The organism is Bradyrhizobium pachyrhizi, from assembly GCF_001189245.1.
GTDB lineage: Bacteria > Pseudomonadota > Alphaproteobacteria > Rhizobiales > Xanthobacteraceae > Bradyrhizobium > Bradyrhizobium pachyrhizi.
The window spans coordinates 191,862-217,556 of sequence record NZ_LFIQ01000076.1; the positions used below are offsets into that span (position 1 = coordinate 191,862).

At 63.5% G+C, this 25,695-nt stretch carries 33 protein-coding genes and 1 pseudogene; 33 read left to right on the forward strand and 1 reads right to left on the reverse strand.

Annotation, left to right across the window (positions count from 1 at the left end):
- The first annotated feature begins 131 nt into the window (after positions 1-131).
- Both AKL29_RS15940 and AKL29_RS15945 read left to right on the forward strand, forming a co-directional pair.
- Entirely contained in the window at positions 132-2,192 is a 2,061-nt protein-coding gene (locus tag AKL29_RS15940; RefSeq protein WP_050384836.1) for an FAD-dependent oxidoreductase, read from the forward strand.
- Positions 2,193-2,418: 226 nt separating this feature from the next.
- Positions 2,419-4,452, forward strand: coding sequence for an ABC transporter ATP-binding protein (locus tag AKL29_RS15945; protein ID WP_050384837.1), 2,034 nt, complete (start codon positions 2,419-2,421; stop codon positions 4,450-4,452).
- Here AKL29_RS15945 and AKL29_RS15950 read toward each other — a convergent pair.
- Positions 4,377-5,709, reverse strand: a pseudogene (locus AKL29_RS15950) (FAD-dependent oxidoreductase). The gene AKL29_RS15945 and the pseudogene AKL29_RS15950 sit on opposite strands and share 76 nt — an antisense overlap.
- Before the next feature lie 695 nt (positions 5,710-6,404).
- On the opposite strand from AKL29_RS15950, the gene rpsL reads away from it, so the two are divergent.
- The 31 genes from rpsL (at position 6,405) to rplQ (ending at position 25,456) form a co-directional block, all read left to right on the forward strand.
- On the forward strand, positions 6,405-6,776 hold the full coding sequence (rpsL, locus tag AKL29_RS15955; protein ID WP_006611834.1) for a 30S ribosomal protein S12: 372 nt from the start codon (positions 6,405-6,407) through the stop codon (positions 6,774-6,776).
- A gap of 15 nt (positions 6,777-6,791) precedes the next feature.
- A complete protein-coding gene (gene rpsG, locus AKL29_RS15960) occupies positions 6,792-7,262 on the forward strand; it encodes a 30S ribosomal protein S7 (RefSeq protein WP_016843741.1) in 471 nt (156 codons plus the stop codon).
- A 30-nt stretch (positions 7,263-7,292) separates the two neighbouring features.
- Entirely contained in the window at positions 7,293-9,365 is a 2,073-nt protein-coding gene (fusA, locus tag AKL29_RS15965; protein ID WP_028352166.1) for an elongation factor G, read from the forward strand.
- Between the two features lie 39 nt (positions 9,366-9,404).
- A complete protein-coding gene (tuf, locus tag AKL29_RS15970; RefSeq protein ID WP_018272140.1) occupies positions 9,405-10,595 on the forward strand; it encodes an elongation factor Tu in 1,191 nt (396 codons plus the stop codon).
- Between the two features lie 86 nt (positions 10,596-10,681).
- Complete coding sequence (gene rpsJ, locus AKL29_RS15975) at positions 10,682-10,990, forward strand: 30S ribosomal protein S10 (protein ID WP_002712302.1); 309 nt, start codon at positions 10,682-10,684, stop codon at positions 10,988-10,990.
- A 54-nt stretch (positions 10,991-11,044) separates the two neighbouring features.
- Complete coding sequence (rplC, locus tag AKL29_RS15980) at positions 11,045-11,764, forward strand: 50S ribosomal protein L3 (protein ID WP_018272139.1); 720 nt, start codon at positions 11,045-11,047, stop codon at positions 11,762-11,764.
- 1 nt (position 11,765) lies between these two features.
- On the forward strand, positions 11,766-12,386 hold the full coding sequence (rplD, locus tag AKL29_RS15985) for a 50S ribosomal protein L4 (protein WP_016843745.1): 621 nt from the start codon (positions 11,766-11,768) through the stop codon (positions 12,384-12,386).
- Positions 12,383-12,682, forward strand: a complete 300-nt coding sequence (locus tag AKL29_RS15990) for a 50S ribosomal protein L23 (RefSeq protein WP_016843746.1) — start codon at positions 12,383-12,385, stop codon at positions 12,680-12,682. The genes rplD and AKL29_RS15990 overlap by 4 nt, the downstream gene beginning before the upstream one ends.
- A 12-nt stretch (positions 12,683-12,694) precedes the next feature.
- Positions 12,695-13,528 (forward strand): 50S ribosomal protein L2, encoded by an 834-nt coding sequence (gene rplB / locus AKL29_RS15995; protein WP_021081655.1) that lies wholly within the window; start codon positions 12,695-12,697, stop codon positions 13,526-13,528.
- Positions 13,529-13,540: 12 nt separating this feature from the next.
- Positions 13,541-13,819 (forward strand): 30S ribosomal protein S19, encoded by a 279-nt coding sequence (rpsS, locus tag AKL29_RS16000; RefSeq protein WP_028335459.1) that lies wholly within the window; start codon positions 13,541-13,543, stop codon positions 13,817-13,819.
- A 10-nt stretch (positions 13,820-13,829) separates the two neighbouring features.
- Positions 13,830-14,216, forward strand: coding sequence for a 50S ribosomal protein L22 (rplV, locus tag AKL29_RS16005; protein WP_018272136.1), 387 nt, complete (start codon positions 13,830-13,832; stop codon positions 14,214-14,216).
- 20 nt (positions 14,217-14,236) lie between these two features.
- Positions 14,237-14,938: a 30S ribosomal protein S3 gene (gene rpsC / locus AKL29_RS16010; protein ID WP_016843751.1), complete on the forward strand. Its 702-nt coding sequence runs from the start codon at positions 14,237-14,239 to the stop codon at positions 14,936-14,938.
- A 30-nt stretch (positions 14,939-14,968) separates the two neighbouring features.
- Positions 14,969-15,382, forward strand: coding sequence for a 50S ribosomal protein L16 (gene rplP, locus AKL29_RS16015; RefSeq protein ID WP_016843752.1), 414 nt, complete (start codon positions 14,969-14,971; stop codon positions 15,380-15,382).
- 5 nt (positions 15,383-15,387) lie between these two features.
- On the forward strand, positions 15,388-15,594 hold the full coding sequence (rpmC, locus tag AKL29_RS16020) for a 50S ribosomal protein L29 (RefSeq protein ID WP_016843753.1): 207 nt from the start codon (positions 15,388-15,390) through the stop codon (positions 15,592-15,594).
- A gap of 10 nt (positions 15,595-15,604) precedes the next feature.
- Entirely contained in the window at positions 15,605-15,853 is a 249-nt protein-coding gene (gene rpsQ / locus AKL29_RS16025; RefSeq protein WP_050384839.1) for a 30S ribosomal protein S17, read from the forward strand.
- A gap of 75 nt (positions 15,854-15,928) precedes the next feature.
- The gene (rplN, locus tag AKL29_RS16030) at positions 15,929-16,297 is read left to right on the forward strand and encodes a 50S ribosomal protein L14 (protein WP_011473865.1); all 369 of its coding nucleotides are present in this window, start codon (positions 15,929-15,931) and stop codon (positions 16,295-16,297) included.
- A complete protein-coding gene (gene rplX, locus AKL29_RS16035; RefSeq protein ID WP_016843755.1) occupies positions 16,297-16,611 on the forward strand; it encodes a 50S ribosomal protein L24 in 315 nt (104 codons plus the stop codon). Before rplN ends, rplX begins: the two co-directional genes overlap by 1 nt.
- Complete coding sequence (rplE, locus tag AKL29_RS16040; protein WP_016843756.1) at positions 16,604-17,161, forward strand: 50S ribosomal protein L5; 558 nt, start codon at positions 16,604-16,606, stop codon at positions 17,159-17,161. Before rplX ends, rplE begins: the two co-directional genes overlap by 8 nt.
- 46 nt (positions 17,162-17,207) lie before the next feature.
- Entirely contained in the window at positions 17,208-17,513 is a 306-nt protein-coding gene (rpsN, locus tag AKL29_RS16045) for a 30S ribosomal protein S14 (RefSeq protein WP_016843757.1), read from the forward strand.
- 14 nt (positions 17,514-17,527) lie between these two features.
- A complete protein-coding gene (rpsH, locus tag AKL29_RS16050) occupies positions 17,528-17,926 on the forward strand; it encodes a 30S ribosomal protein S8 (protein ID WP_018272133.1) in 399 nt (132 codons plus the stop codon).
- A 14-nt stretch (positions 17,927-17,940) separates the two neighbouring features.
- Positions 17,941-18,474 (forward strand): 50S ribosomal protein L6, encoded by a 534-nt coding sequence (gene rplF / locus AKL29_RS16055; protein WP_024578581.1) that lies wholly within the window; start codon positions 17,941-17,943, stop codon positions 18,472-18,474.
- 11 nt (positions 18,475-18,485) lie between these two features.
- Positions 18,486-18,845: a 50S ribosomal protein L18 gene (rplR, locus tag AKL29_RS16060; RefSeq protein WP_016843760.1), complete on the forward strand. Its 360-nt coding sequence runs from the start codon at positions 18,486-18,488 to the stop codon at positions 18,843-18,845.
- A 58-nt stretch (positions 18,846-18,903) separates the two neighbouring features.
- Complete coding sequence (rpsE, locus tag AKL29_RS16065; RefSeq protein WP_028335460.1) at positions 18,904-19,479, forward strand: 30S ribosomal protein S5; 576 nt, start codon at positions 18,904-18,906, stop codon at positions 19,477-19,479.
- 39 nt (positions 19,480-19,518) lie between these two features.
- Complete coding sequence (rpmD, locus tag AKL29_RS16070; RefSeq protein WP_028335461.1) at positions 19,519-19,710, forward strand: 50S ribosomal protein L30; 192 nt, start codon at positions 19,519-19,521, stop codon at positions 19,708-19,710.
- A 21-nt stretch (positions 19,711-19,731) separates the two neighbouring features.
- Positions 19,732-20,217: a 50S ribosomal protein L15 gene (rplO, locus tag AKL29_RS16075; RefSeq protein ID WP_050384840.1), complete on the forward strand. Its 486-nt coding sequence runs from the start codon at positions 19,732-19,734 to the stop codon at positions 20,215-20,217.
- 156 nt (positions 20,218-20,373) lie between these two features.
- Positions 20,374-21,708, forward strand: a complete 1,335-nt coding sequence (gene secY / locus AKL29_RS16080) for a preprotein translocase subunit SecY (RefSeq protein ID WP_016843764.1) — start codon at positions 20,374-20,376, stop codon at positions 21,706-21,708.
- A 71-nt stretch (positions 21,709-21,779) separates the two neighbouring features.
- Positions 21,780-22,664 carry an adenylate kinase gene (locus tag AKL29_RS16085; RefSeq protein ID WP_050384841.1) on the forward strand — a complete coding sequence of 295 codons (885 nt, stop codon included), beginning with the start codon at positions 21,780-21,782 and terminating at the stop codon, positions 22,662-22,664.
- Between the two features lie 189 nt (positions 22,665-22,853).
- Positions 22,854-23,222, forward strand: coding sequence for a 30S ribosomal protein S13 (rpsM, locus tag AKL29_RS16090; protein WP_016843766.1), 369 nt, complete (start codon positions 22,854-22,856; stop codon positions 23,220-23,222).
- Between the two features lie 114 nt (positions 23,223-23,336).
- Positions 23,337-23,726 (forward strand): 30S ribosomal protein S11, encoded by a 390-nt coding sequence (gene rpsK / locus AKL29_RS16095; RefSeq protein WP_006021048.1) that lies wholly within the window; start codon positions 23,337-23,339, stop codon positions 23,724-23,726.
- 119 nt (positions 23,727-23,845) lie between these two features.
- Positions 23,846-24,877, forward strand: a complete 1,032-nt coding sequence (locus tag AKL29_RS16100) for a DNA-directed RNA polymerase subunit alpha (RefSeq protein ID WP_035631062.1) — start codon at positions 23,846-23,848, stop codon at positions 24,875-24,877.
- Positions 24,878-25,039: 162 nt separating this feature from the next.
- Positions 25,040-25,456, forward strand: coding sequence for a 50S ribosomal protein L17 (rplQ, locus tag AKL29_RS16105; protein ID WP_028335465.1), 417 nt, complete (start codon positions 25,040-25,042; stop codon positions 25,454-25,456).
- Positions 25,457-25,695 lie beyond the last annotated feature (239 nt).

Sequence of the window (25,695 nt, forward strand, 5' to 3'; positions counted from 1 at the left end):
TTTTTGCTGCTTTCTTTGCTTGCTGCGGTGCAGGGACGCAGTTTGTTCATCTTTCCTTCAGGCAAAAAAGTGCCTTTGCTAGGGTGACTTAGACCGGCTGTTTGGCTCGCGCCGGAGACGACGGAATCCATATGCTCGACTTGGCTATCGTAGGCGGCGGCCCCGGGGGGCTGATGAGCGCCTGGTATTTGAAGCGCAAACTCGGCGACCTCTGCCGCGTTACCATCTTCGAGGCGTCGAACCGCCTCGGCGGCAAGATCGTCACGCGCAAATTCGACACTGCGCCTGCGATGTATGAGGCCGGCGTCGCCGAGATCTATGATTACTCGATGACGGGGCCGGATCCGCTGCGCGAGCTGATCCAGCATTTCGGCCTGCAGACGATCCCGATGGATGCCGAGCAGGTGCAGCTCGACGGCGAGCTGCTCGCCGACGTTCCGGGCATGCGCCGCAAATACGGGGCGAAGACCGCGGCCGCGATCGAGGCGTTCCGCAAGCGCTGCAGCGACCTGGTGTCGCCGATCGAATATTACGAGGGTGTCGGCGCCCACGACAACGAACACCCGTGGGCCTACAAGACCGCCGAGCAGGTCCTCGACGAGGAGGTCGAGGACGCGGCCGCCAAGCGCTTCTTCAAGGTGATGGCGCGTTCCGACATCGCGACCGAGAGCCACAACACCAACGGCCTCAACGCGCTGAAGAACTACGTGATGGACGTCGACGGCTATATCGGCCTGTATTCGATCCAGAACGGCAACGAGCAGCTGATCGATTGTCTGCGCTCGGAAGTCAGCGCCGACATCCAGCTCAACCATCGTGTGCTCAAGGTCGGCAAGACCGCCGGTGGCCGCTATCAGCTCAACATGATGAACGGCAAGGGGCCGGAGACGCGCGACTTCGATCTCGTGCTGGTCTGCCTGCCGCACTCCTGGCTCGCGACCATGCGCTGGGACGGCGAGCAGCTGCGCAAGTCGATGGTCAAGCACGTCGCCTATTTCGACCGGCCCGCGCATTATTTGCGGGTCTCGATCCTGTTCGACGAGCCGTTCTGGGGCGAGAAGATCCCGGGCGCCTGGTTCATGTCGGAAGCATTCGGCGGCTGCTGCGTCTACAATGAGGGCGCGCGCCACGATGTCGGCAAGCACGGCGTGCTGAACTGGCTGATCGCGGGCTCGGATGCGCTGGCCTTCGCCAATCTCAGCGACCAGGAGCTGATCGACGCCGCGTTGAAGTCGCTGCCGGCCTCGCTCGGCGATGCGCGCGAGCATTTCCTGGAGGGCAAGATCCATCGCTGGCTGTCGTCGGTCAACGCGCTGCCGGGCGGCCTGCCGGTGCGCGACGTCATGACCAACCACCGGCCTGAGCCGAAGGAGCACCCCGGCATCGTGGTGGTCGGCGACTATCTGTTCGATTCGACGCTGAACGGACTGCTCGATTCCTCCGATGCCGCGACCGACATCATCCTCACCGAGATGATGCGGCTGCGCCGCGCCCGCGCGCAGGACGAGGGCGCGCTGTCCGACAAGATCGATCGCAGCTATTTCGACAATTATCGCGGCGCCGGGCCCTACAGCGAGGTCTGGCGCAACTTCACCGACCCCGTCTATCTGACGGACCTGATCAAGACGGTCTGGGGCAGGGCGAAGGGCTACAAGCTGCTGATCGCCGGCTCCGCCAGCGGCGAACTGGTCGGCGCGCTGCGCGAACGTGGCATCGATGCCTGGGGCATCGAGAACAACCGCTACATCCACGGCAAGACGCCGAAGGCGCTCAAGAAGTACAACAGGCTCGGCTCGATCGCCGACATGCCGTTCAAGACCAACGAGTTCGACTTCGTGTTCGAGACCTCGCTGTGCCATCTCGGCGAGAAGCAGGTCGTGCGCGGGGTGCGCGAGCTCAACCGCGTGGTCAAGACCGGCGTCGTGTTCGCGTCGGTGACCTCCGACATGGCGCCGGCGGTGATCGATCGCTACGACCTGCTGCGCGGGGTGAAGAAGCTCGGCACCTGGTGGGAGTGGTCGGAATTGTTCTTCGGCAATGGCTTCGACCTGTCGATGCACCGACGCGACTGCACCGACGCGCTGTGGACATTGACGCTGGCCGCCAACAAGGGGCCGGGGCAGTGGTACGCAGACTCCGACAGCCTGCGCTATTCCTTCTTCGACAAGGTCGAAGCCGACCTCGACGACTAGCGGGACCGACCGGAAGCTCTTGCCGCCAGCCGACCGGCCTCGTGTCAACCAGCTGTCAAACGGCGGCAATGCTTTGCTCCGCGACTCCGCGCGAGCGTGCGGCGACGCGTCGGCCGTTCCAAACGCTTTGCCGAATTCGTCGTGATCGCATAGGATTACGGCCGCAGTGTTATCAGCTGCGGTTTCGATTTGCGGTCATGCCGGCCGTGGAGCATCGGTTGGTTTCATGGCGCCAAGACCTCCTGCATCAGACGATCCGACGAGACCGGGGGCCGACGATCCCGAGCTGAAGAAGAAGCCCGCGTCCGGTCCGCCCGCGGCGGCCGCCTCCACAAAGCCGGCCGCGGCGCCGGCTGACGATGAAGAGGAAGACGACGCGGACGACGAGTTCGAGCTCGATGACGACGATGATGACGAGGACCTCGTCGTCTTCACCGCCAAGGAAGCCGCCGGCGCGCTCTCCACGATCTTTGGCTTCGTCAGGCCGATCCTGGCGAACTACAAGAAGCCGTTCGCCTGCGTCGCCTTCGGCGTGCTGGTCGAGACGTTGTTCAACGTCATCATGCCGCTCAGCCTGAAATTCCTGATCGACGACGCCCTCGGCGAGGAAGATTTCGGGGCCCTCTACAAGATCCTCGGCGTGCTCGCGGTGGCCGGCATCGTCACCTCGATCATCGCGGTCTGGTACGAGCGCTGGGATGCGCGGCTCGCCGCCGGCATCATCGCCGACGTGCGGACGCGGCTGTTCGACCATGTCCAGAACCTGCCGTCGGCCTATTTCGCGCGCACCAAGCGCGGCGAGATCCTGTCGCGCTTCTCGATCGATCTGTCGGCGTTCGAGGGCTCGGTCAAGACCTTCGCCAACAGCGCGGCGCTGCCGGGCCTCGAGCTGGTCGCGGGCATCATCCTGATGCTGTTCCTGAACTGGCAGCTTGCCGTGGTCGCCTTGCTGGTGTTTCCGATCACCCTGATCGGGCCGCGCATCCTGACGCCGAAGGCGGTGCAGGCCAATTACGAGCAGAAGCAGAACGAGGCCGCGCTGCTCGGAACCGTGCAGGAGAACGTTGCCGCGCAGGCGGTGGTGAAGGCGTTCAATCTGCAGCGCCGGGCGCTCGGCTGGTTCACGATGCGCAACCGCGACGTCCGGGCCAAGGCCGCGTCAGCCATGTTCCTGTCGACCATGGTGGAGCGCACCGTCACCATCGCGGTGCTGCTGCTCCACCTCGTGGTGCTGGCGATCGGCGCCTATCTCGCCACCAAGGGGCAAATCACCGTCGGCACCTTCGTGACCTTCGAGAGCGCGTTCTGGGAGGTGTCGTACAACATCGCCCATCTGATGCATTTCATCCCGGTGTCGATCCAGTCGGCGGCGGCGGTGCGGCACATCCAGGAACTGCTCGACGAGCCGACCCGCGGCGCCGACCGTCCCGGCGCGCCGGATCTGCCGCGCATCACCAACGACATCTCCTTCGATCGCGTCACCTTCCAGTATGAGGGGGCGCAGACGCCGGTGCTCGACAATCTCAGCCTCAAGCTCAATGCCGGCAAAAGCATTGCGATCGTCGGTCCCAGCGGCTCGGGCAAGAGCACGCTGATCAACCTGATCCTGCGGCTCTACGTGCCGGACGAGGGCCGCGTCGCCGTCGACGGCGTCGATATCCGCCGGGTGACGCGCGAGTCGCTGCGGGCCAATATGGCGGTCGTGTTCCAGGAGAACATGCTGTTCAACATGTCGATCCGCGAGAACATCCGGCTCGGCAAGGAAGGCGCGACCGACGCGGAGGTCGAGGACGCTGCCCGCAAGGCCGAGATCCATCGCTACATCATGAGCCTGCCGCAGCGCTACGATACGCCGGTCGGCGAGCGCGGCGATACCCTGTCGGGCGGCCAGCGCCAGCGCATCGCGATCGCGCGCGCGATCATCCGCAACCCGTCCGTGCTGCTGCTCGACGAGGCGACTTCGGCGCTCGACCAGACCACGGAGGCTGCGATCAATCGCACGCTGCTCAAGGTCGCCGAGGGCCGCACCATGATCTGGTCGACGCACCGCCTGACTTCGGTGGTCGAGATGGACGAGATCATCGTGATCTCCGGCGGCAGGGCGATCGAACGCGGCTCGCACGAGGAACTGCTGGCCCGTAATGGCGTCTATCGCAAGCTGTGGGACGACCAGGGACATCTGACTCACGACGAGGACGACGCCGACGCGGATGATGACGATGATGAAGATGAGGACGAAGACGAGGATGAGGAGGCGTGAGGCCCGCGCCGCGTCGCGGGCGATGGCCGAGCGCTAGATTCTACTTTACGCCCGGTCCGCGGCGTGCGGACGTTGCCGGAAGTGGTTGGCCGGCTGCGTCGTTGACGCCGCCGCCGCGGGGTTGTGCAGCCGGCGCAGCCAGCCGCGGCCGAGATAGCCGAAAAAGCGTGCCCAGCGCTGGGCCTGCCAGGTGGGCCCGCTGCCGACCGACACCTCGCGGAAGCTGAATGCCTTGCCATTCGACCAGGCGTCGCAGGCGGTCTTGACCGGATCGTCGTAGAACGCGGTGATCTTCTCCTCGCCCATGCCGTCGGTCGACAGCCAGGCCGGGATGTGGACGTTGCAGAGCTGGGCGACGTCGGTGAACACCTTGTCGGTCCCGGTGCCGGTGACGGGGCAGGTGCTGGCGAAGGCATCGCCGACCAGCACGATGCCGGCCTGCCGATAGCCGGTGCTGACATAGATGTCGGCGGGCCTGATCTTGATATCGCCGGCGATGTCGAATTCGCCGGTGAGCCGGCGCAGCCGCGGCAGCGCGGCGTTCAGCGTCTCGACCGGATTGCGCCGCATCGCCCGCAGCCAGGGATCGTCGGCCTTGCGATAGGTGAAGAGGTTGGCGCGCATCCGGTTTCCGACCGGAAACAGCGTGATGTAGGGGATGCGGTCGCTCGGCCGCTCCGAGAAATAGGTCATGGCCGCGAACGGGAAGGCGGGGCGGCCGACAGGGACGAAATCGAAGCCGAGCGAGATAGAGTGGCAGAAGCTCGTAACCAGCCGCTCGATGCCGAGCATCCGGCGCAACCCGACGTTCAGGCCGTTGGCGAGCACCACAAGGCGCGCCGAGATCTCCTCGCCATTGGCAAGCACGAGCCGCTGCCGCTCGGAACTGGTCGCGACATTGATCACCTTGTCGCAGATGAATTCCGCCGGCCCGGCGATTTCGTTCCGAATCGCCGCGATCAGCGCGTCGTACATGATGCCGTATTGCCGGCTCGGCTGCCGGTCAAGCAACCGGCCGAATCGCGCGATCCAGTTCTCGCCGTCCAGCGTCGCCGAGCGGAGCACCGACTCGGCGAGGCCGGTCCTGGCGAATCGCTCGAGCTGGAGGTCGCCGCCGATCTTTTCGACCCGGAAATCGAACGGATAGACCGGGTGGGGGTCGATCAGGACCGTCGGTATCCCGGCACGGCCGAGCATGGCGGCTGCGGTCGAGCCCGCAAGACCGCCGCCGATGATCGCGATGTCGGTGTACCGCATGAGAATTCCGTGGCTGTGACCCCGATTTTTGCGCTGCGAATGGCAAATAAAGGCTTAGTTTCGAAGTTTGCCTTCGAGACTAACTTGGGGAGAGTTGTTTCTATTCGTATTTTACCCGGATATAATATGATTCCGCACGCGCCCGAAGATTCGGATGAGGGCGCGGGGAGGTTGGTCGGCCGTCACATTTCGCCTTGCCCGAACCGCGGCGAAATGCGAAATCCGCAAGTGCCAGAGGCGTTTCTTTGCTTGTCGTTTTGCTTGACTTCACTATCTCTCGATTATACAAGGCGCCCACTTAACGACAGGCGGTGAGCTACGCCAGCGTCGGAACGGAACACCCGAAGGCCCTTTTTGAGGAGCCGGACGGGCACCAACCTCGACGAATGCCGCTCAAACGCTGTCGATGATAGCTAGGCAATGCCAGGACGATATTGGTTCTCTTGAGCACGTCCTCTTGAGAGTGATTTCGGATGCATGACCTCGGTGGCGGACCGAACAGCGAACGCTGAACGGTTCGGGATCGCGGTCCTCTGTGGCGTCGAAGCGCTTTCCGCTCAGCGATGAGTGGTTGGCGCGATTTCGCTTTGCGCGGGTATTTGTCCCGTGCCGAGCGGGCCGTACGGGACGGCTTTTCCCGAGAAGAATTGGCGGACCGATTCAAGGTTTCGCGCGAACTAAAGGGTGAAGGCTACATGCCGACGATCAACCAGCTGATCGCAAATCCGCGTGAAGTGCAGAAGTCGCGTAAGAAGGTGCCGGCGCTGCAGCAGTCGCCGCAGAAGCGCGGCGTGTGCACGCGCGTCTACACCACGACCCCGAAGAAGCCGAACTCGGCGCTTCGTAAGGTCGCCAAGGTGCGCCTGACCAACGGCTTCGAGGTGATCGGCTACATCCCGGGCGAGGGCCATAACCTGCAGGAGCACTCGGTGGTCATGATCCGCGGCGGCCGCGTCAAGGACTTGCCCGGTGTGCGCTACCACATCCTCCGCGGCGTGCTGGATACCCAGGGCGTCAAGAACCGTAAGCAGCGTCGTTCGAAGTACGGCGCGAAGCGTCCGAAGTAAGCGGGAACCGATCAGATGTCGCGTCGCCATTCTGCCGAGAAGCGTGAAGTTCTTCCGGATCCGAAGTTCGGGAACATCATCATTACGAAGTTCATGAACTCGGTAATGTACGCCGGGAAGAAGTCGGTTGCCGAAAACATCGTCTACGGTGCGCTCGGCATGATCGAGGCCAAGACCAAGCAGAACCCGCTCGGCGTGTTCGAGCAGGCGCTCGAGAACGTGATGCCGACCATCGAGGTTCGTTCCCGCCGCGTCGGCGGCGCGACCTACCAGGTTCCGGTCGAAGTCCGTTCGGTGCGCCGTCAGGCGCTCGGCATCCGCTGGCTGATCTCGGCCGCTCGCGAGCGCAACGAGAAGACCATGACGGAGCGTCTCTCGGCTGAGCTGCTCGACGCCTCGAACAATCGCGGCAACGCCGTCAAGAAGCGTGAAGACGTGCACCGGATGGCGGAAGCCAACCGCGCGTTCTCGCACTATCGCTGGTAAGGCGAACAACGGAATTTAAGGAACAGTCTCATGCCCCGCCAACATGCCATCGAGGACTACCGCAACTTCGGTATCATGGCGCATATCGACGCCGGCAAGACCACGACCACCGAGCGCATCCTTTATTACACCGGCAAGAGCCACAAGATCGGCGAAGTGCACGAAGGTGCCGCGACGATGGACTGGATGGAGCAGGAGCAGGAGCGTGGCATCACGATCACCTCGGCTGCGACCACCGCGTTCTGGAACGGCAAGCGCCTGAACATCATCGACACCCCCGGCCACGTCGACTTCACCATCGAGGTCGAGCGTTCGCTGCGCGTGCTCGACGGCGCCGTTTGCGTTCTCGACTCCAACCAGGGCGTCGAGCCGCAGACCGAGACCGTGTGGCGCCAGGGCGACAAGTACAAGGTTCCGCGCATCGTCTTCGCCAACAAGATGGACAAGACCGGCGCCGACTTCTTCAAGTGCCTGTCCGACATCGTCGACCGCCTCGGCGCGAAGCCGATCGCGATCCAGCTGCCGATCGGTGCCGAGAGCAACTTCAAGGGCCTCGTCGACCTCGTGAAGATGAAGGGCGTCATCTGGAACGATGAATCGCTCGGCGCCAAGTTCGACTATGTCGACATTCCGGAAGATCTGGTCGAGCAGGCCAAGGAATATCGCGAGAAGATGGTGGAAGCCGCCGTCGAGCTCGACGACGACGCTTTGGCTGCCTTCCTCGACGGCAAGGAGCCGGACGAGGCGACCCTGAAGCGCCTGATCCGCAAGGCCGTGCTGACCGGCGCGTTCTATCCCGTGCTGTGCGGCTCCGCGTTCAAGAACAAGGGCGTGCAGCCGCTGCTTGACGCCGTCGTCGACTATCTGCCGTCGCCGATCGACGTGCCCGCGATCAAGGGCACCGACGATGAGGGCAACGAAGTCGTGCGCAAGGCGGACGACAAGGAGCCGCTGGCGCTGCTCGCGTTCAAGATCATGGACGACCCCTTCGTCGGCACCATCACCTTCTGCCGCATCTATTCCGGCATCCTGCAGTCGGGCACCGGCGTGGTGAACTCGACCCGCGAGAAGAAGGAGCGTATCGGCCGCATGCTGCTGATGCATGCGAACAACCGCGAAGACATCAAGGAAGCCTACGCCGGCGACATCGTCGCACTGGCTGGCCTGAAGGAAGCGCGCACCGGTGACACGCTGTGCGATCCCGACAAGCCGGTGATCCTCGAGAAGATGGAATTCCCGGAGCCGGTGATCGAGATCGCGATCGAGCCGAAGTCGAAGGCCGACCAGGAAAAGCTCGGCGTGGCGCTTGCCAAGCTTGCCGCGGAAGATCCGTCGTTCCGCGTGTCGACCGACCAGGAGTCCGGCCAGACCATTCTCAAGGGCATGGGCGAACTGCATCTCGACATCAAGGTCGACATTCTCAAGCGCACCTACAAGGTCGACGCCAACATCGGCGCGCCGCAGGTGGCGTTCCGCGAGCGCGTGACCAAGAAGGCCGAAGTCAAGTACACGCACAAGAAGCAGACCGGCGGTACCGGTCAGTTCGCCGAAGTGTCGATCGTCGTCGAGCCGAACGAGCCCGGCAAGGGCTATGAGTTCGAATCGAAGATCGTCGGCGGCGCGGTGCCGAAGGAATACATCCCCGGCGTCGAAAAGGGCCTCAACAGCGTGATGGGCTCCGGTGTCGTTGCCGGCTTCCCGGTGGTGGACGTCAAGGTGCAGCTGGTCGACGGCAAGTATCACGACGTCGACTCGTCGGCACTGGCGTTCGAAATCGCGTCGCGGGCTGCGTTCCGCGAAGCGTTGACGAAGGGCAAGTCCGTTCTGCTCGAGCCGATCATGAAGGTCGAGGTGGTGACCCCGGAAGACTACACCGGTTCGGTCATCGGCGACCTGAATTCCCGGCGTGGCCAGATCCAGGGCCAAGACATGCGCGGCAACGCCAACGTCATCAACGCGATGGTGCCGCTCATGAACATGTTCGGTTACGTGAACAACCTGCGCTCGATGAGCCAGGGTCGCGCGACCTTCACCATGCAGTTCGATCACTACGCCGAAGCTCCGGCGAACGTGTCGGCTGAAGTCCAGAAGAAGTTTGCCTGATTGTCGTTGATGGCAGTCAACGATTGAACGGAGAGTCAAATGGCCAAAGCTAAATTCGAACGTAACAAGCCCCACTGCAACATCGGCACCATCGGTCACGTCGACCATGGCAAGACCTCGCTGACCGCAGCGATCACCAAGGTGCTCGCAGAAACCGGCGGCGCGACGTTCACCGCCTACGACCAGATCGACAAGGCGCCGGAAGAGAAGGCCCGCGGCATCACGATCTCGACCGCGCACGTCGAGTACGAGACGACCAACCGCCACTACGCCCACGTCGACTGCCCCGGCCACGCCGACTACGTGAAGAACATGATCACCGGCGCTGCCCAGATGGACGGCGCGATCCTGGTCGTGTCGGCTGCTGACGGCCCGATGCCGCAGACCCGCGAGCACATCCTGCTCGCCCGCCAGGTCGGCGTGCCCGCGCTCGTCGTGTTCCTCAACAAGTGCGACATGGTCGACGATCCGGAGCTGCTCGAGCTCGTCGAGCTCGAAGTCCGCGAGCTGCTCTCGAAGTACGAATTCCCGGGTGACAAGATCCCGATCATCAAGGGCTCGGCGCTCGCCGCCCTCGAAGACAAGGACAAGAAGCTCGGCCACGACGCCATCCTCGAGCTGATGCGCAACGTCGACGAGTACATCCCGCAGCCGGAGCGTCCGATCGACCAGCCGTTCCTGATGCCGGTTGAAGACGTGTTCTCGATCTCGGGCCGCGGCACCGTCGTCACCGGCCGTGTCGAGCGCGGCGTGATCAAGGTCGGCGAGGAAATCGAGATCGTCGGTATCCGCGACACCCAGAAGACCATCGTCACCGGCGTCGAAATGTTCCGCAAGCTGCTCGATCAGGGCCAGGCCGGCGACAACATCGGTGCGCTGCTCCGCGGCACCAAGCGCGAGGAAGTCGAGCGTGGCCAGGTGCTGTGCAAGCCCGGCTCGGTCAAGCCGCACACCAAGTTCAAGGCTGAGGCTTACATCCTCACCAAGGAAGAGGGCGGTCGCCACACCCCGTTCTTCACCAACTACCGTCCGCAGTTCTACTTCCGCACCACCGACGTGACCGGTGTCGTGCACCTGCCGGAAGGCACCGAGATGGTGATGCCGGGCGACAACATCGCGATGGAAGTGCACCTGATCGTGCCGATCGCGATGGAAGAGAAGCTGCGCTTCGCGATCCGCGAAGGCGGCCGCACCGTCGGCGCCGGCGTCGTCGCCGCGATCATCGAGTAACTACGCGAATAGGGAATGGCGAGTAGCGAGTGGGTCACTCCATTCGCTATTCGCTACTCGCCACTCACTAAAGAAAGAATACGGCAATGAACGGCCAAAATATTCGCATCCGTCTCAAGGCGTTCGACCATCGAATCCTCGATACGTCGACCCGCGAGATCGTGAACACGGCGAAGCGCACCGGTGCGCAGGTTCGCGGACCGATTCCGCTGCCGACCCGCATCGAGAAGTTCACCGTCAACCGTTCGCCGCACGTTGACAAGAAGAGCCGCGAGCAATTCGAGATGCGCACCCACAAGCGCCTCCTCGACATTGTCGATCCGACCCCGCAGACCGTCGATGCGCTGATGAAGCTCGACCTGGCCGCCGGTGTCGACGTCGAGATCAAGCTCTAAGGTTTTGGATTTTTACGTCCGCCGCTTGCGGACAGAAAGACAGGAAGCACGCCGATGCGCTCCGGAGTGATCGCACAAAAGGTCGGGATGACGCGGGTCTTTACGGAGACCGGCGAGCATATCCCTGTGACCGTGCTGAAGTTGGGCAACTGCCAGGTGCTGGGCCACCGCACGACCGAGAAGAACGGCTATGTCGCTCTTCAGCTCGGCTCGGGCGCCCGCAAGACCGTGTACATGCCCAAGGCCGAACGCGGCCAGTTCGCGGTCGCCAAGGTCGAACCGAAGCGCAAGGTCGCCGAGTTCCGCGTGTCCGAGGACGCGCTGATCCCGGTCGGCGCGGAAATCCAGGCGGACCATTTCGTGGTCGGCCAGTTCGTCGACGTGACCGGCACCTCGATCGGTAAGGGCTTCGCCGGCGGCATGAAGCGCTGGAATTTCGGCGGTCTGCGCGCCACCCACGGTGTGTCGATCTCGCACCGTTCGATCGGTTCGACCGGTGGCCGTCAGGACCCCGGCAAGACCTTCAAGAACAAGAAGATGCCCGGTCACATGGGCGTCGACCGCATCACCACGCTCAATCTGCGCGTGGTTTCGACCGACGTCGAGCGCGGCCTGATCCTCGTCGAAGGCGCCGTTCCCGGCTCCAAGGGCGGCTGGATCTCGGTGCGCGACGCCGTCAAGAAGCCGCTGCCGAAGGAAGCCCCGAAGCCCGGCAAGTTCAAGGTTGCAGGCGGCGAAGCTGCCGAGGCTGTGGCCGAGAAGGAGGGCGTGTGAGATGGAACTGAAAGTCACGACCCTTGAAGGCAAGGACGCCGGATCCGTCGAGCTCTCGGACGCGATCTTCGGTCTCGAGCCGCGTGCCGACATCATCCAGCGCTGCGTGCAGTGGCAGCTGAACAAGCGTCAGGCCGGTACCCACAAGGCCAAGGGCCGCGCCGAGATCTGGCGCACCGGCAAGAAGATGTACAAGCAGAAGGGCACCGGCGGCGCCCGTCACGGCTCGGCTCGCGTGCCGCAGTTCCGCGGCGGTGGCCGTGCGTTCGGTCCGGTTGTTCGCTCGCACGCGACCGACCTGCCGAAGAAGGTGCGCGCGCTCGCGCTGAAGCATGCGCTGTCGGCCAAGGCCAAGGACGGCGGGCTGATCGTGATCGACAATGCGCAGCTCGAGGCCGCCAAGACCAAGGCGCTGCTCGGTCACTTCTCCGGCCTCGGGCTCACCAATGCGCTGATCATCGACGGCGCCGAGCTCAACGCCGGTTTCGCGACCGCGGCCCGCAACATTCCGAACATCGACGTGCTGCCGATCCAGGGCATCAACGTCTACGACATTCTCCGCCGCCAGAAGCTGGTGCTGACCAAGGCTGCGGTTGATGCGCTGGAGGCGCGCTTCAAATGAAGAACATCGATCCGCGCCACTACGACGTCATCATCTCTCCCGTCGTGACGGAAAAGGCGACGCTCGCCTCCGAGCACAACAAGGTGCTGTTCAAGGTCGCCGGCAAGGCCACCAAGCCGCAGATCAAGGAAGCGGTCGAGAAGCTGTTCGACGTCAAGGTGAAGAGCGTCAACACGCTCGTTCGCAAGGGCAAGACCAAGGTGTTCCGCGGCAATCTCGGCTCGCAGTCGGACACCAAGCGCGCGATCGTGACCCTGGAAGAGGGCCACCGCATCGACGTGACTACCGGACTATAAGGCGCAACGACGATGGCATTGAAAACCTACAATCCCACGACGCCGGGCCAGCGCCAGCTGGTCATGGTCGATCGTTCGGCGCTCTACAAGGGCAAGCCGGTGAAGACCCTGACCGAGGGCAAGCTCGGCAATGGCGGTCGCAACAACACCGGTCGCATCACCGTGCGTTTCCGCGGCGGCGGCCACAAGAAGGCCTACCGCACCGTCGACTTCCGCCGTGACAAGGTGGACATGCCGGCGGTCGTGGAGCGGCTCGAGTATGATCCGAACCGCACCGCCTTCATCGCGCTGATCAAGTATCAGGACGGTGAGCTGGCCTACATCCTGGCGCCGCAGCGCCTGGCGGCGGGCGACACCGTCGTCGCCGGCAACTATGTCGACGTCAAGCCGGGCAACGTCATGCCGCTCGGCAACATGCCGGTCGGCACGATCGTGCACAACATCGAGCTGAAGATCGGCAAGGGCGGTCAGCTGGCGCGCTCCGCCGGCACCTACGCCCAGATCGTCGGCCGCGACCAGGACTACGTGATCGTCCGCCTGAACTCGGGCGAGCAGCGTCTGGTGCACGGCCGTTGCCGCGGCACGATCGGCGCGGTCTCGAACCCGGATCACATGAACATCTCGATCGGCAAGGCCGGTCGTACCCGCTGGCTCGGCTGGCGTCCGCACAACCGCGGCGTCGTCATGAACCCGATCGATCACCCGCACGGCGGTGGTGAAGGTCGTACCTCGGGCGGTCGCCACCCGGTCACTCCGTGGGGCAAGCCGACCAAGGGCAAGAAGACCCGCACCAACAAGTCGACCAACAAATTCATTCTCCTCAGCCGCCACAAGCGGAAGAAGTAAGGAACGCCGGACATGGTTCGTTCAGTCTGGAAAGGCCCGTTCGTCGAGGGTTCTCTGCTCAAGAAGGCAGATGCCGCGCGCTCGTCCGGCCGTCACGACGTCATCAAGATCTGGAGCCGCCGCTCGACCATCCTGCCGCAGTTCGTCGGCCTGACGTTCGGCGTCTACAACGGCCACAAGCACGTGCCGGTGGCAATCAACGAGGAAATGGTGGGTCACAAGTTCGGCGAGTTCTCGCCGACCCGGACCTTCCACGGCCATTCGGGCGACAAGAAAGCCAAGAAGGCTTGAGGATTAACCGATGAGCAAACCAAAGCGCGAACGTAGCCTCGCGGACAATGAGGCCAAGGCCGTCGCCCGCATGCTGCGTGTCAGCCCGCAGAAGCTGAACCTGGTGGCGCAGCTGATCCGCGGCCGCAAGGCGTCCGCTGCGCTCGCCGACCTGCAGTTCTCGCGCAAGCGGATCGCAGTCGACGTCAAGAAGTGCCTGGAATCGGCGATCGCCAACGCCGAGAACAACCATGACCTCGATGTCGACGATCTCGTCGTTGCCGAGGCGCATGTCGGCAACGGCATCGTGATGAAGCGTTTTGCTCCGCGCGGCCGTGGCCGTTCGGGCCGTGTGTTCAAACCGTTCTCGCACCTGACCATCGTGGTTCGTCAGGTCGAGGCCGAGGCAAGCGCTTAAGAAGGGCGCAGGAGAAGACGATGGGTCAAAAGATCAATCCAATCGGGCTGCGTCTCGGCATCAACCGGACCTGGGACTCCCGTTGGTTCGCCGGCAAGCAGGAATACGGCAAGCTGCTGCACGAGGACGTCAAGATCCGCGAGATCCTGCACAAGGAGCTCAAGCAGGCGGCCGTGGCCCGCATCGTGATCGAGCGTCCGCACAAGAAGTGCCGCGTGACGATCCACTCGGCCCGTCCGGGTGTCGTGATCGGCAAGAAGGGCGCCGACATCGACAAGCTGCGCAAGAAGGTTGCCGACATCACCTCGTCGGACGTCGTGATCAACATCGTCGAAATCCGCAAGCCGGAGCTCGACGCGACCCTGGTCGCTGAATCGATCGCCCAGCAGCTCGAGCGCCGCGTCGCGTTCCGCCGCGCCATGAAGCGCGCCGTGCAGTCGGCGATGCGTCTCGGTGCCGGCGGTATCCGCATCAATTGCTCGGGCCGTCTCGGCGGCGCAGAAATCGCGCGCATGGAGTGGTACCGCGAAGGTCGCGTGCCGCTGCACACGCTGCGCGCCGACGTCGACTACGGCGTTGCCACCGCGTTCACGACCTTCGGCACCTGCGGCGTCAAGGTCTGGATCTTCAAGGGCGAGATCCTCGAGCACGATCCGATGGCCCAGGACAAGAAGATGGCCGAGGGCGACAGCACGCCGCGTTCGCGCCGCGACGCCGCTTGAGGCAAAGCAGGAATTTGAGGGCTTAAAGCCATGATGCAACCTAAGAAAACGAAGTTCCGGAAGGCGCATAAGGGCCGTATCCACGGCGTTGCGACCTCTGGCGCGACGTTGGCGTTCGGCCAGTTCGGCCTGAAGGCGATGGAGCCTGAGCGCGTCACCGCCCGTCAGATCGAAGCCGCCCGCCGCGCGCTGACCCGTCACATGAAGCGCGCCGGCCGCGTCTGGATCCGCGTGTTCCCGGACGTGCCGGTGTCGAAAAAGCCAGCCGAAGTCCGCATGGGCTCCGGCAAGGGTGCTCCGGAATTGTGGGTGGTCCGGATCAAGCCGGGCCGCGTGATGTTCGAGATCGACGGCGTGCCGGTGCAGACCGCGAAGGAAGCGCTGTCGCTCGCGGCTGCCAAGCTGCCGATCAAGACGCGCTTCGTTGCGCGCATTGCGGAGTAATCGCCATGGCCGAGATGAAAGTTGAAGACATTCGCGCGATGAGCGACGACCAGCGGGAAGACGCGATCCTGAACCTGAAGAAGGAGCGCTTCAACCTGCGTTTCCAGCGCGCCACCGGGCAGCTGGAGAACACCTCGCGGATGCGCGAAGCCCGCCGCGATATCGCTCGTATCAAGACCATCGCTGCCCAGCAGCGCGCGAAGAAGAAGTAAGGGGCCAGCTATGCCGAAACGTACTCTGCAGGGCGTGGTCGTCAGCGACAAGCAAGCCAAGACCATCGTGGTGCGCGTCGATCGCCGCTTCACCCACCCGATCTACAAGAAGACGATCCGCCGTTCCAAGAACTACCACGCGCACGACGAGAACAGCCAGTTCAAGCCGGGCGACATGGTCTGGATCGAGGAATCGAAGCCGATCTCGAAGCTGAAGCGCTGGACCGTGGTCCGGGGCGAACACAAGAAAACGGCCTGATTACTTCGGCCTGGCCGGGGAAATTCAGGGAAATTTTGAGCGCGCTAAAGCGCAGAAAGAGGACGAGGTGCATCAATGATTCAGATGCAGACCAACCTCGACGTGGCCGATAATTCAGGCGCACGCCGTGTCATGTGCATCAAGGTTCTTGGAGGTTCCAAGCGCCGCTATGCCACCGTGGGCGACGTTATCGTTGTGTCGATCAAGGAAGCCATTCCGCGTGGCAAGGTGAAGAAGGGCGACGTGATGAAGGCCGTCGTGGTTCGGGTCCGCAAGGACATCCGCCGCGCCGACGGTTCGGTCATCCGTTTCGACCGCAACGCCGCCGTGCTGATCAACAATCAGTCCGAGCCGGTCGGCACCCGTATCTTCGGGCCGGTGCCGCGCGAGCTGCGCGCCAAGAACCACATGAAGATCATTTCGCTTGCGCCGGAGGTGCTGTGATGGCTGCCAAGATCCGCAAGGGCGACAAGGTGATGGTGCTCACCGGCCGCGACAAGGGTCGCACCGGCGAGGTGTTCGAGGTGCGTCCGGACGAGAACAAGGCTCTCGTTCGCGGCATCAACATGGTGAAGCGTCACCAGAAGCAGACCCAGACCCAGGAAGGCGGCATCATCTCCAAGGAGATGCCGATCGACCTTTCGAACATTGCGTATGTCGGCAAGGACGGAAAGCCGACCCGCATCGGGTTCAAGATTCAGGCCGATGGCAAGAAGGTTCGTGTTGCCAAGAGCTCGGGAGCAGAGATCGATGGCTGATACAGCTTACACGCCGCGTCTGCGCGCGGAGTACGACAAGAAGATCCGCGGCATGATGACCGAGAAGTTCGGTTATGCCAACGTGATGCAGGTGCCGCGCCTCGACAAGGTCGTGCTCAACATGGGCGTGGGCGACTCCGTCAACGACCGCAAGAAGGCCGAGACCGCCGCCGCCGAGCTGACCCAGATCGCCGGCCAGAAGGCGATCGTGACCTATTCGCGGATCGCGATCGCGACCTTCAAGCTGCGTGAGAACCAGCCGATCGGCTGCAAGGTCACGCTGCGCAAGACCCATATGTACGAGTTCATCGACCGCCTGGTGAACGTGGCGCTGCCCCGCGTCCGCGACTTCCGCGGCCTGAACCCGAAGAGCTTCGACGGCCGCGGCAACTATTCGCTCGGCATCAAGGAGCACATCATTTTCCCCGAGATCGACTTCGACAAGGTCTCGGAAGCGCGTGGCATGGACATCACGGTCTGCACCACCGCCAAGACCGACGACGAGGCGCGCGCCTTGTTGACCGCTTTCAATTTCCCGTTCCGGCAGTGAGTAGCTGAGCCAAAGCCACTCAAACGCGGATACCCAGGAGCCAAGCATGGCAAAGAAGAGTTCAGTCGAGAAGAACAACCGGCGCAAGCGGATGGCGAAGAACGCCGGCCCGCGCCGCGAGAAGCTGAAGGCGATCATCGCCGACAAGACCAAGCCGATGGAAGAGCGCTTCGCGGCGACGCTGAAGCTCGCCGAGATGCCGCGCAACTCGTCGCCGACGCGCATCCGCAACCGTTGCGAGCTGACCGGGCGTCCGCGCTCGAACTATCGCAAGAACAAGCTCTCGCGCATCGCGCTGCGTGAACTCGGCTCCAAGGGCCTGGTTCCCGGCCTCGTGAAGTCGAGCTGGTAAGGAGGGTCGGAACCATGTCTACGCACGATCCGATCAGCGATCTCATCACCCGCATCCGCAACGCGCAGATGCGCTCCAAGTCCAAGGTCTCGAGCCCCGGCTCGAAGATGCGCGCCAACGTGCTCGAGGTGCTGAAGTCCGAGGGGTACATCCGCGGCTACGCCAGCGTCGAGCATGCCTCGGGCCGCAGCGAGCTCGAGATCGAGCTGAAGTATTTCGACGGCGAGCCCGTCATCCGCGAGATCGAGCGGGTGTCGAAGCCGGGCCGCCGCGTTTACGCCTCGGTGAAGAACCTGCCGCGCGTGAACAACGGTCTCGGCATTTCGGTGTTGTCGACGCCGAAGGGAATCATGGCTGACCACCAGGCGCGCGACGCCAACGTGGGCGGCGAAGTTCTCTTCACGGTGTTCTGAGGAAGGATTTTACGATGTCACGTATCGGCAAAAGGCCGGTGGCGATCCCGTCGGGTGTGACGGCGACCGTCGAAGGTCAGACCGTCAAGGTGAAGGGGCCGAAGGGCCAGCTTCAGTTCGTCGTGCATGACGACGTCGAGGTGAAGTTCGAGAACGGCCAGGTCAAGGTTGCTCCGCGGGTCAAGACCAACCGCGCGCAGGCGATGTACGGCACCGCGCGCGCGCAGGTCGCCAACCTCGTCGAGGGCGTCACCAAGGGCTTCGAGAAGAAGCTCGAGATCACCGGCGTCGGCTACCGCGCCGCGATGCAGGGCAAGAACCTGCAGCTCGCGCTCGGCTACAGCCACGACGTGGTGTACGCGATCCCGGAAGGCATCACCATCGCGGTGCCGAAGCCGACCGAGATCACGATCACCGGCAACGATCCGCAGCGCGTCGGCCAGGTCGCCGCCGAGATCCGCGCCTACCGTCCGCCGGAGCCCTACAAGGGCAAGGGCGTGAAGTACGCCAACGAATTCATCTTCCGCAAGGAAGGCAAGAAGAAGTAACGGAGCCGGTCATGTCACTCAAGGTTACGAATGCCCGGCGCAAGCAGCGCGTGCGCCTTGCGCTTCGCCGCTCGGCAGGCGGCCGTCCGCGGCTGTCGGTGTTCCGCTCGTCCAAGCACATCTACGCCCAGGTCATCGACGACCAGAAGGGCGAGACGCTCGCTTCCGCCTCGTCGCTGGAGAAGACCATGCGCGACGCCGGCAAGACCGGCGCCGACATCGATGCGGCGAAGGCGGTCGGCAAGCTGCTCGCCGAGCGCGCGGCGCAGAAGGGTGTCAAGGAAGTCGTGTTCGATCGCGGCGCCTACATCTATCACGGGCGCGTCAAGGCGCTCGCGGATGCGGCGCGCGAAGGCGGATTGAGCTTCTAAACTTTACGAACGATTACGAGGAAAGAGGCGCAAGGCCTCCTAGAGATTGGAAAACACCATGGCAGGTGAACGCGAACGCGGCGGACGCGAACGGAGCAGGGAGCGCGAGGAGCGCGATAGCGAGTTCGTCGACAAGCTCGTCCACATCAATCGCGTGGCGAAGGTCGTCAAGGGCGGCAAGCGCTTCGGCTTTGCGGCGCTGGTCGTGATCGGCGACCAGAAGGGCCGGGCCGGGTTCGGCCACGGCAAGGCGCGCGAAGTTCCGGAAGCGATCCGCAAGGCGACCGAATCGGCGAAGCGCAACCTGACGCGCGTCGCGCTTCGCGAAGGCCGCACGCTGCATCACGACATCGCCGGCCGTCACGGCGCCGGCCGCGTCTACCTGCGTGCCGCTCCGGCCGGTACCGGCATCATCGCCGGCGGCCCGATGCGCGCGGTGTTCGAGACGCTCGGTGTCCAGGACGTGGTGGCGAAGTCGATCGGCTCGTCGAATCCCTACAACATGGTTCGCGCGACGTTCGATGCGCTGAAGCATCAGGATTCGCCGCGTTCGGTGGCTGCGCGCCGCAACATCAAGGTCTCCACCCTGCAGTCGCGCCGCGTCGGCGGCGACGCCGAAGTGGTGGCGGAATAACAACGCGCGCTTCTCGAAGCGCTATTCGGAGTTACTGTCATGGCCAAGGCCAGCAAGACCATCAAGGTCGAGCAGATCGGCAGCGCAATCCGCCGCCATCACTCGCAGCGTTCGACGCTGATCGGCCTCAAGCTCAACAAGATCGGCCGGGTTGCCGAGCTGCAGGATACCCCTGAAGTTCGCGGCATGATCAGCAAGGTTCAGCATCTCGTCCGCGTCGTCGGCGAGTAAGCAGAGATAAGGAGAAGGGCGATGAAGCTCAGCGATATCGCCGACAACGCCGGCTCGCGCAAGAAGCGCATGCGTGTCGGCCGTGGCATCGGTTCCGGCAAGGGCAAGACCTCGGGCCGCGGCGGCAAGGGCCAGACCGCGCGTTCGGGCGTCCGCATCAAGGGTTTCGAAGGCGGCCAGATGCCGATGCATCGCCGTCTGCCGAAGCGCGGCTTCAACAACATCTTCCGGCTCGACTTCGCCGAGATCAATCTCGACCGTCTGCAGGAAGCGATCGACAACAGGCTGGTCGATGCGAGCGCGACGGTGAACGTCGAATCGCTGGTCAAGGCCGGCGTGCTGCGCCGCGCCAAGGACGGCCTGCGGCTGCTCGGCCGCGGCGAGATCAAGACCAAGCTGACCATCGAGGCGCACGGCGCTTCCAAGTCGGCCATTGCCGCGGTCGAGAAGGCCGGCGGCTCGGTCAAGATCCTGGCCCCCGCCAAGGAAGAAGGCGAGGCGGCGTAACATCTGCGTCATTGCCCGCGACGCGCGGGCAATCCGCAGATCGAATGATGGACTTATCGAGGCCGAGCACCAGATAATGTCCGGTGTCTGCCGGCGCCCAGGGAATTGATCTCTTTGGGGGCGCCGGCGAATGGGGCTCCGGGAGAAAGCCGAAACATGGTCTCAGCAGCCGAACAACTTGCCGCCAACCTCAATTTCGGACAGCTGGCGAAAGCCGACGAGCTGAAGAAGCGCATCTGGTTCACCCTGGGTGCGCTGCTTGTTTATCGGCTAGGCACCTACATCCCGCTGCCCGGCATCGATCCGAACATCTGGGAGCAGGTGTTCCGCAGCCAGTCCGGCGGCATCCTCGGCATGTTCAACATGTTCGCCGGCGGCGGCATCCACCGCATGGCGATCTTCGCGCTCAACATCATGCCGTACATCTCGGCATCGATCATCGTGCAGCTCCTGACCACCGTGTCGCCGCAGCTCGAGGCGCTCAAGAAGGAAGGCGAGGCGGGCCGCAAGACGCTGAACCAGTACACCCGCTATCTGACGGTGATCCTGGCGCTGTTCCAGTCCTACGGCATCGCGATCGGCCTCGAAGGCGCCGGCAATGTCGTCAGCGACCCCGGCATGTTCTTCCGGATCTCGACCGCGATCACGCTGACCGGCGGCACCATGTTCCTGATGTGGCTCGGCGAGCAGATCACCTCGCGCGGCATCGGCAACGGTATTTCGCTGATCATCCTGGCCGGCATCGTCGCCGAATTGCCGTCGGCGCTCGCCAACATGCTGGAACTCGGCCGCCAGGGTGCGATGTCGACCGGCCTGATCCTGATCGTCATCGTGATGGCAGTCGCCGTGATCGCCTTCATCGTCTTCATGGAGCGCGCGCAGCGCCGGCTTTTGATCCAGTATCCGAAGCGCCAGGTCGGCAACAAGATGTTCGAGGGCCAGTCCTCGCATCTGCCGCTCAAGCTCAACACCTCGGGCGTGATTCCGCCGATCTTCGCCTCGTCGCTGCTGTTGCTGCCGACCACGGTCGCGAACTTCAACGCCGGCAAAGGGCCGGAATGGTTCCAGTGGATCACGACCCAGCTCAGCCACGGCCGGCCGCTGTTCCTTTTCATGTATCTCGCGCTGATCGTGTTCTTCGCGTTCTTCTACACCGCGATCGTGTTCAATCCGACCGAGACCGCGGACAATCTGAAGAAGCATGGCGGCTTCATCCCGGGCATCCGGCCGGGCGAGCGCACCGCCGAGTATATCGACTATGTGCTGTCGCGCATCACGGTGCTCGGCGCGGTCTATCTCGCGATCGTCTGCCTGATTCCTGAAATTCTGATTTCCTACGCATCGGTCCCGTTCTACTTTGGCGGCACCTCGCTGTTGATCGTCGTCAGCGTGACGATGGATACGGTGTCGCAGGTGCAGGGCTATCTGCTCGCTCATCAGTATGAAGGGCTGATCAGGAAGTCGAAGCTCAGGGGGGGCCGCCGCCGCTGATCGCGGCTCGGCTTCGAACTCAAAACACAGGTGTGCGGACGTCGCCCACCTAGCCGGGGGGCGAAACAGATATGAGATTGATCCTTTTGGGGCCGCCGGGCTCGGGCAAGGGAACCCAGGCGCAGCGGCTGGTGCACAGGCACGGCATCGTCCAGCTCTCGACCGGTGAGATGCTGCGCGCTGCGGTCGCCGCGGGCACGCCGATCGGCTTGCAGGCCAAGGAGATCATGGCCAATGGCGGCCTGGTTCCCGACGAGGTGGTGGTGGGAATCATCGCCGACCGAATCGAGGAGCCCGATGCCAAGAAGGGCTTCATTCTCGACGGCTTCCCGCGCACCGTGCCGCAGGCCGAGGCGCTCGACGATCTGCTCCGGAAAAAGCACCTCAAGCTCGACGCTGTGGTTGAGCTCCGCGTCAACGAGAGCGCGCTGCTCGCCCGCGTTGAGAAGCGTGCCGAGGAAACCCGCGCGCGCGGCGAGGAAGTCCGCCTCGACGACACGCCGGAAGTGCTGACCAAGCGCCTGGCGCAGTACCGTTCGCTGACGGAGCCGCTGATTCACTATTATTCGGAGCGGCGGAAGCTGCTGACGGTCGATGGCATGATGACCATCGAGCACGTCACCCGCGAGATCAACCGGATCCTGACCGCGCTCGGCGCGCTGGAACCGAAGGATCATGAGGATCACGCCCCCAAGGCGGCTAAAAAGGCCGCCAAGGCGACCATGAAGGCCAGCAAGAAGCCGGCCAAGAAGGTAGCTAAATCAGCCAAAAAGGCCGCCAAACCCGCCAGGAAAGCTGCCAAGGCGCCCTCCAAGACCAAGGCGCCCAAGAAAACCGTGAAGAAGGCCGCGAAGAAGGCGGTAAAGAATGCCGCCAGCGCCGCGAAAGCCCGCAAGGGAGCAAAGACCGCCAAAAAGGCGGCAAAAAAGCTCACGAAAAAGCGAGCTAAACGCTAGGAGCGGTTGACGAAACCGACATGAATCCTTTAATAAGCCCCGCATCCAAGTTGGATAGTTTTATGACGATGCCGGGCCCCGAAGGACATGAGGGGAGGGCGTCGTGTTCGCGTTTGTGGACACAAGCCCGAGAGAGCAAGAACTTGAGAAGCCCGAATCCGTGATGGATCGGCGACAGGAGAGAAGTCCGTGGCCCGTATTGCCGGCGTGAACATTCCTACCAACAAGCGCGTCCTGATCGCGCTTCAGTACATCCATGGCATCGGCCAGAAGAACGCGGCCGACATCATGGAGAAGGTCAAGATCCCGGTGGACCGTCGCGTCAACCAACTGACCGACCAGGAAGTCCTGCAGATCCGCGAAGTGATCGACCGCGACTATCTGGTCGAGGGCGACCTCCGTCGTGAGGTCGGCATCAACATCAAGCGGCTGATGGACCTCGGCTGCTACCGCGGCCTGCGTCATCGCCGCGGTCTGCCGGTGCGCGGCCAGCGCACCCACACTAATGCGCGCACGCGCAAGGGGCCGGCCAAGGCGATCGCCGGCAAGAAGAAGTAAGTTTTGCGAATTGCAGGTGGGGAGTAGCGAATGGAAATTCGCTACTCGCCATTTGCGTTTTGAGGTGTAGCCGCTGGCACTACGGCGGCGTCGAGATCACAGGAAAGGTTTGAAATGGGCAAGGAAGCCACCCGCGTACGCCGCCGCGAACGCAAGAACATCGCCTCCGGCATCGCGCACGTGAATTCGTCGTTCAACAACACGACCATCACCATCACCGACGCGCAGGGCAACACCATCGCCTGGTCGTCGGCCGGCACCATGGGCTTCAAGGGCTCGCGCAAGTCGACCCCCTATGCCGCGCAGGTCGCGGCCGAAGACGTCTCCAAGAAGGCGCAGGAACACGGCATGCGCACGCTGGAGGTAGAAGTGGCCGGCCCGGGTTCGGGCCGTGAGTCGGCGCTCCGCGCGCTGCAGGCTGCGGGCTTCACCGTCACCTCGATCCGCGACGTGACCACCATCCCGCACAATGGCTGCCGTCCGCGCAAGCGTCGGCGCGTTTGATCTGTAAGTCGCGGGCGGCCTCTGGCCGCCCTGCGATGGTTTTTGGAATTGACCGCGCGGACTGATCCGCGATCTCCAACGCCGGGTTCGGCCATTCGATTTGGCCCTATGACCGGCAAATGGGTGAAACAGTGACGATCCAGAAAAATTGGCAAGAACTCATTCGACCGAACAAGCTGCAGGTGACGCCCGGCTCGGACGCGAGCCGGTTCGCCACCGTGGTCGCCGAACCGCTCGAGCGTGGCTTCGGCCAGACGCTCGGCAACGCGCTGCGCCGCATCCTGTTGTCCTCGCTGCAGGGCGCGGCGGTGCAGTCGGTGCATATCGACGGCGTGCTGCACGAGTTCTCCTCGATCGCCGGTGTCCGTGAAGACGTCACCGACATCGTCCTCAACATCAAGGACATCTCGATCAAGATGCAGGGCGAAGGCCCGAAGCGCATGGTCGTGAAGAAGCAGGGCCCGGGCGCCGTCACCGCCGGCGACATCCAGACCGTCGGCGATGTCACGGTGCTCAACCCCGACCTGCAGCTCTGCACGCTGGACGACGGCGCCGAGATCCGCATGGAGTTCACGGTCACGACCGGCAAGGGCTATGTCGCCGCCGAGCGCAACCGTCCCGAGGATGCTCCGATCGGCCTGATCCCGGTCGACAGCCTGTTCTCGCCGGTCCGCAAGGTCTCCTACAAGGTCGAGAACACCCGTGAGGGCCAGATCCTCGACTACGACAAGCTCACCATGACGATCGAGACCAACGGCGCGATCACGCCGGAGGACGCGGTGGCCTACGCCGCGCGCATCCTGCAGGATCAGCTCAACGTGTTCGTCAACTTCGAAGAGCCGCGCAAGGAAGTCACGCAGGAGATCATCCCCGATCTCGCGTTCAACCCGGCGTTCCTCAAGAAGGTCGACGAACTCGAGCTGTCGGTGCGTTCGGCAAACTGCCTGAAGAACGACAACATCGTCTACATCGGCGACCTCGTGCAGAAGTCGGAAGCGGAAATGCTCCGCACCCCGAACTTCGGCCGCAAGTCGCTGAACGAGATCAAGGAAGTGCTGGCCCAGATGGGTCTGCACCTCGGCATGGAAGTGCCGGGCTGGCCGCCGGAGAACATCGACGAGCTCGCCAAGCGCTTCGAGGATCACTACTGATATCGTCATTCCGGGGCGATGCGCAGCATCGAACCCGGAATCTCGAGATTCCGGGTTCGGCTCTGCGAGCCGCCCCGGAATGACGTCCGGGCGAACGCAGGATGCCCACCTGCAAAACTTGTCGCTGAACCACCGCGGCAGAATTGAAGAAGGAAGAAGTCAATGCGTCACGGCAAGGTTCATCGGAAGCTCAACCGCACCGCCGAGCATCGGCGTGCGATGTTCGCCAACATGGCGGCCGCGCTGATCAAGCACGAGCAGATCGTCACCACGCTGCCGAAGGCCAAGGAACTGCGGCCGATCGTCGAGAAGCTCGTCACCCTCGGCAAGAAGGGCGGCCTCGCCCTGCGCCGCCAGGCGATCTCGGAGCTGCGCGACGTCGATCAGGTCAGGAAGCTGTTCGACACGCTGGCGACCCGCTACAAGGACCGCCAGGGCGGCTACACCCGCATCATCAAGGCCGGCTTCCGCTACGGCGACAACGCGGCGATGGCCGTGATCGAGTTCGTCGACCGCGACGTCGACGCCAAGGGCCAGGATTCCGGTCCGACGCAGGACAAGGAGGCCGAGGCGGCGTAAGCCGCTCTCGCTGAGGCGGCGCAGGCCGCTCTCACTGAGGCGGCGCAGGCTGCTCTCGAGCCAGGTTTTGAAAGCGGCGCCTTCGGGCGCCGTTTTTGTTTTGGTGGCGTCGCTCTATCCCCGTCGTCGTCCTGGCGAAAGCCAGGACCCACACCACGGGATCTATCAAGCCGGCACGGTGGCCGACGCCGGCTTCATCATCAACGCAGGTGGTAATGGGTCCCCTGAGTTCGCAAACG

What these genes read in the sequence shown, in the direction of transcription:
- rplN (WP_011473865.1), top strand. Translation starts at nt 15,929, where the DNA reads ATGATTCAGATGCAGACCAACCTCGACGTGGCCGATAATTCAGGCGCA.
- rpsJ (WP_002712302.1), top strand. Translation starts at nt 10,682, where the DNA reads ATGAACGGCCAAAATATTCGCATCCGTCTCAAGGCGTTCGACCATCGA.
- rpsL (WP_006611834.1), top strand. Translation starts at nt 6,405, where the DNA reads ATGCCGACGATCAACCAGCTGATCGCAAATCCGCGTGAAGTGCAGAAG.
- AKL29_RS15940 (WP_050384836.1), top strand. Translation starts at nt 132, where the DNA reads ATGCTCGACTTGGCTATCGTAGGCGGCGGCCCCGGGGGGCTGATGAGC.
- rpsE (WP_028335460.1), top strand. Translation starts at nt 18,904, where the DNA reads ATGGCAGGTGAACGCGAACGCGGCGGACGCGAACGGAGCAGGGAGCGC.
- AKL29_RS16085 (WP_050384841.1), top strand. Translation starts at nt 21,780, where the DNA reads ATGAGATTGATCCTTTTGGGGCCGCCGGGCTCGGGCAAGGGAACCCAG.
- rplR (WP_016843760.1), top strand. Translation starts at nt 18,486, where the DNA reads ATGTCACTCAAGGTTACGAATGCCCGGCGCAAGCAGCGCGTGCGCCTT.
- rpmD (WP_028335461.1), top strand. Translation starts at nt 19,519, where the DNA reads ATGGCCAAGGCCAGCAAGACCATCAAGGTCGAGCAGATCGGCAGCGCA.
- tuf (WP_018272140.1), top strand. Translation starts at nt 9,405, where the DNA reads ATGGCCAAAGCTAAATTCGAACGTAACAAGCCCCACTGCAACATCGGC.
- rplF (WP_024578581.1), top strand. Translation starts at nt 17,941, where the DNA reads ATGTCACGTATCGGCAAAAGGCCGGTGGCGATCCCGTCGGGTGTGACG.
- rplO (WP_050384840.1), top strand. Translation starts at nt 19,732, where the DNA reads ATGAAGCTCAGCGATATCGCCGACAACGCCGGCTCGCGCAAGAAGCGC.
- AKL29_RS16100 (WP_035631062.1), top strand. Translation starts at nt 23,846, where the DNA reads ATGGGTGAAACAGTGACGATCCAGAAAAATTGGCAAGAACTCATTCGA.
- AKL29_RS15945 (WP_050384837.1), top strand. Translation starts at nt 2,419, where the DNA reads ATGGCGCCAAGACCTCCTGCATCAGACGATCCGACGAGACCGGGGGCC.
- rplE (WP_016843756.1), top strand. Translation starts at nt 16,604, where the DNA reads ATGGCTGATACAGCTTACACGCCGCGTCTGCGCGCGGAGTACGACAAG.
- fusA (WP_028352166.1), top strand. Translation starts at nt 7,293, where the DNA reads ATGCCCCGCCAACATGCCATCGAGGACTACCGCAACTTCGGTATCATG.
- rpsS (WP_028335459.1), top strand. Translation starts at nt 13,541, where the DNA reads ATGGTTCGTTCAGTCTGGAAAGGCCCGTTCGTCGAGGGTTCTCTGCTC.
- rplV (WP_018272136.1), top strand. Translation starts at nt 13,830, where the DNA reads ATGAGCAAACCAAAGCGCGAACGTAGCCTCGCGGACAATGAGGCCAAG.
- rplC (WP_018272139.1), top strand. Translation starts at nt 11,045, where the DNA reads ATGCGCTCCGGAGTGATCGCACAAAAGGTCGGGATGACGCGGGTCTTT.
- rplQ (WP_028335465.1), top strand. Translation starts at nt 25,040, where the DNA reads ATGCGTCACGGCAAGGTTCATCGGAAGCTCAACCGCACCGCCGAGCAT.
- rplD (WP_016843745.1), top strand. Translation starts at nt 11,766, where the DNA reads ATGGAACTGAAAGTCACGACCCTTGAAGGCAAGGACGCCGGATCCGTC.
- rpsH (WP_018272133.1), top strand. Translation starts at nt 17,528, where the DNA reads ATGTCTACGCACGATCCGATCAGCGATCTCATCACCCGCATCCGCAAC.
- rplB (WP_021081655.1), top strand. Translation starts at nt 12,695, where the DNA reads ATGGCATTGAAAACCTACAATCCCACGACGCCGGGCCAGCGCCAGCTG.
- rpsN (WP_016843757.1), top strand. Translation starts at nt 17,208, where the DNA reads ATGGCAAAGAAGAGTTCAGTCGAGAAGAACAACCGGCGCAAGCGGATG.
- rpsC (WP_016843751.1), top strand. Translation starts at nt 14,237, where the DNA reads ATGGGTCAAAAGATCAATCCAATCGGGCTGCGTCTCGGCATCAACCGG.
- secY (WP_016843764.1), top strand. Translation starts at nt 20,374, where the DNA reads ATGGTCTCAGCAGCCGAACAACTTGCCGCCAACCTCAATTTCGGACAG.
- rpsQ (WP_050384839.1), top strand. Translation starts at nt 15,605, where the DNA reads ATGCCGAAACGTACTCTGCAGGGCGTGGTCGTCAGCGACAAGCAAGCC.
- rplX (WP_016843755.1), top strand. Translation starts at nt 16,297, where the DNA reads ATGGCTGCCAAGATCCGCAAGGGCGACAAGGTGATGGTGCTCACCGGC.
- rpsK (WP_006021048.1), top strand. Translation starts at nt 23,337, where the DNA reads ATGGGCAAGGAAGCCACCCGCGTACGCCGCCGCGAACGCAAGAACATC.
- rpsG (WP_016843741.1), top strand. Translation starts at nt 6,792, where the DNA reads ATGTCGCGTCGCCATTCTGCCGAGAAGCGTGAAGTTCTTCCGGATCCG.
- rplP (WP_016843752.1), top strand. Translation starts at nt 14,969, where the DNA reads ATGATGCAACCTAAGAAAACGAAGTTCCGGAAGGCGCATAAGGGCCGT.
- rpmC (WP_016843753.1), top strand. Translation starts at nt 15,388, where the DNA reads ATGGCCGAGATGAAAGTTGAAGACATTCGCGCGATGAGCGACGACCAG.
- AKL29_RS15990 (WP_016843746.1), top strand. Translation starts at nt 12,383, where the DNA reads ATGAAGAACATCGATCCGCGCCACTACGACGTCATCATCTCTCCCGTC.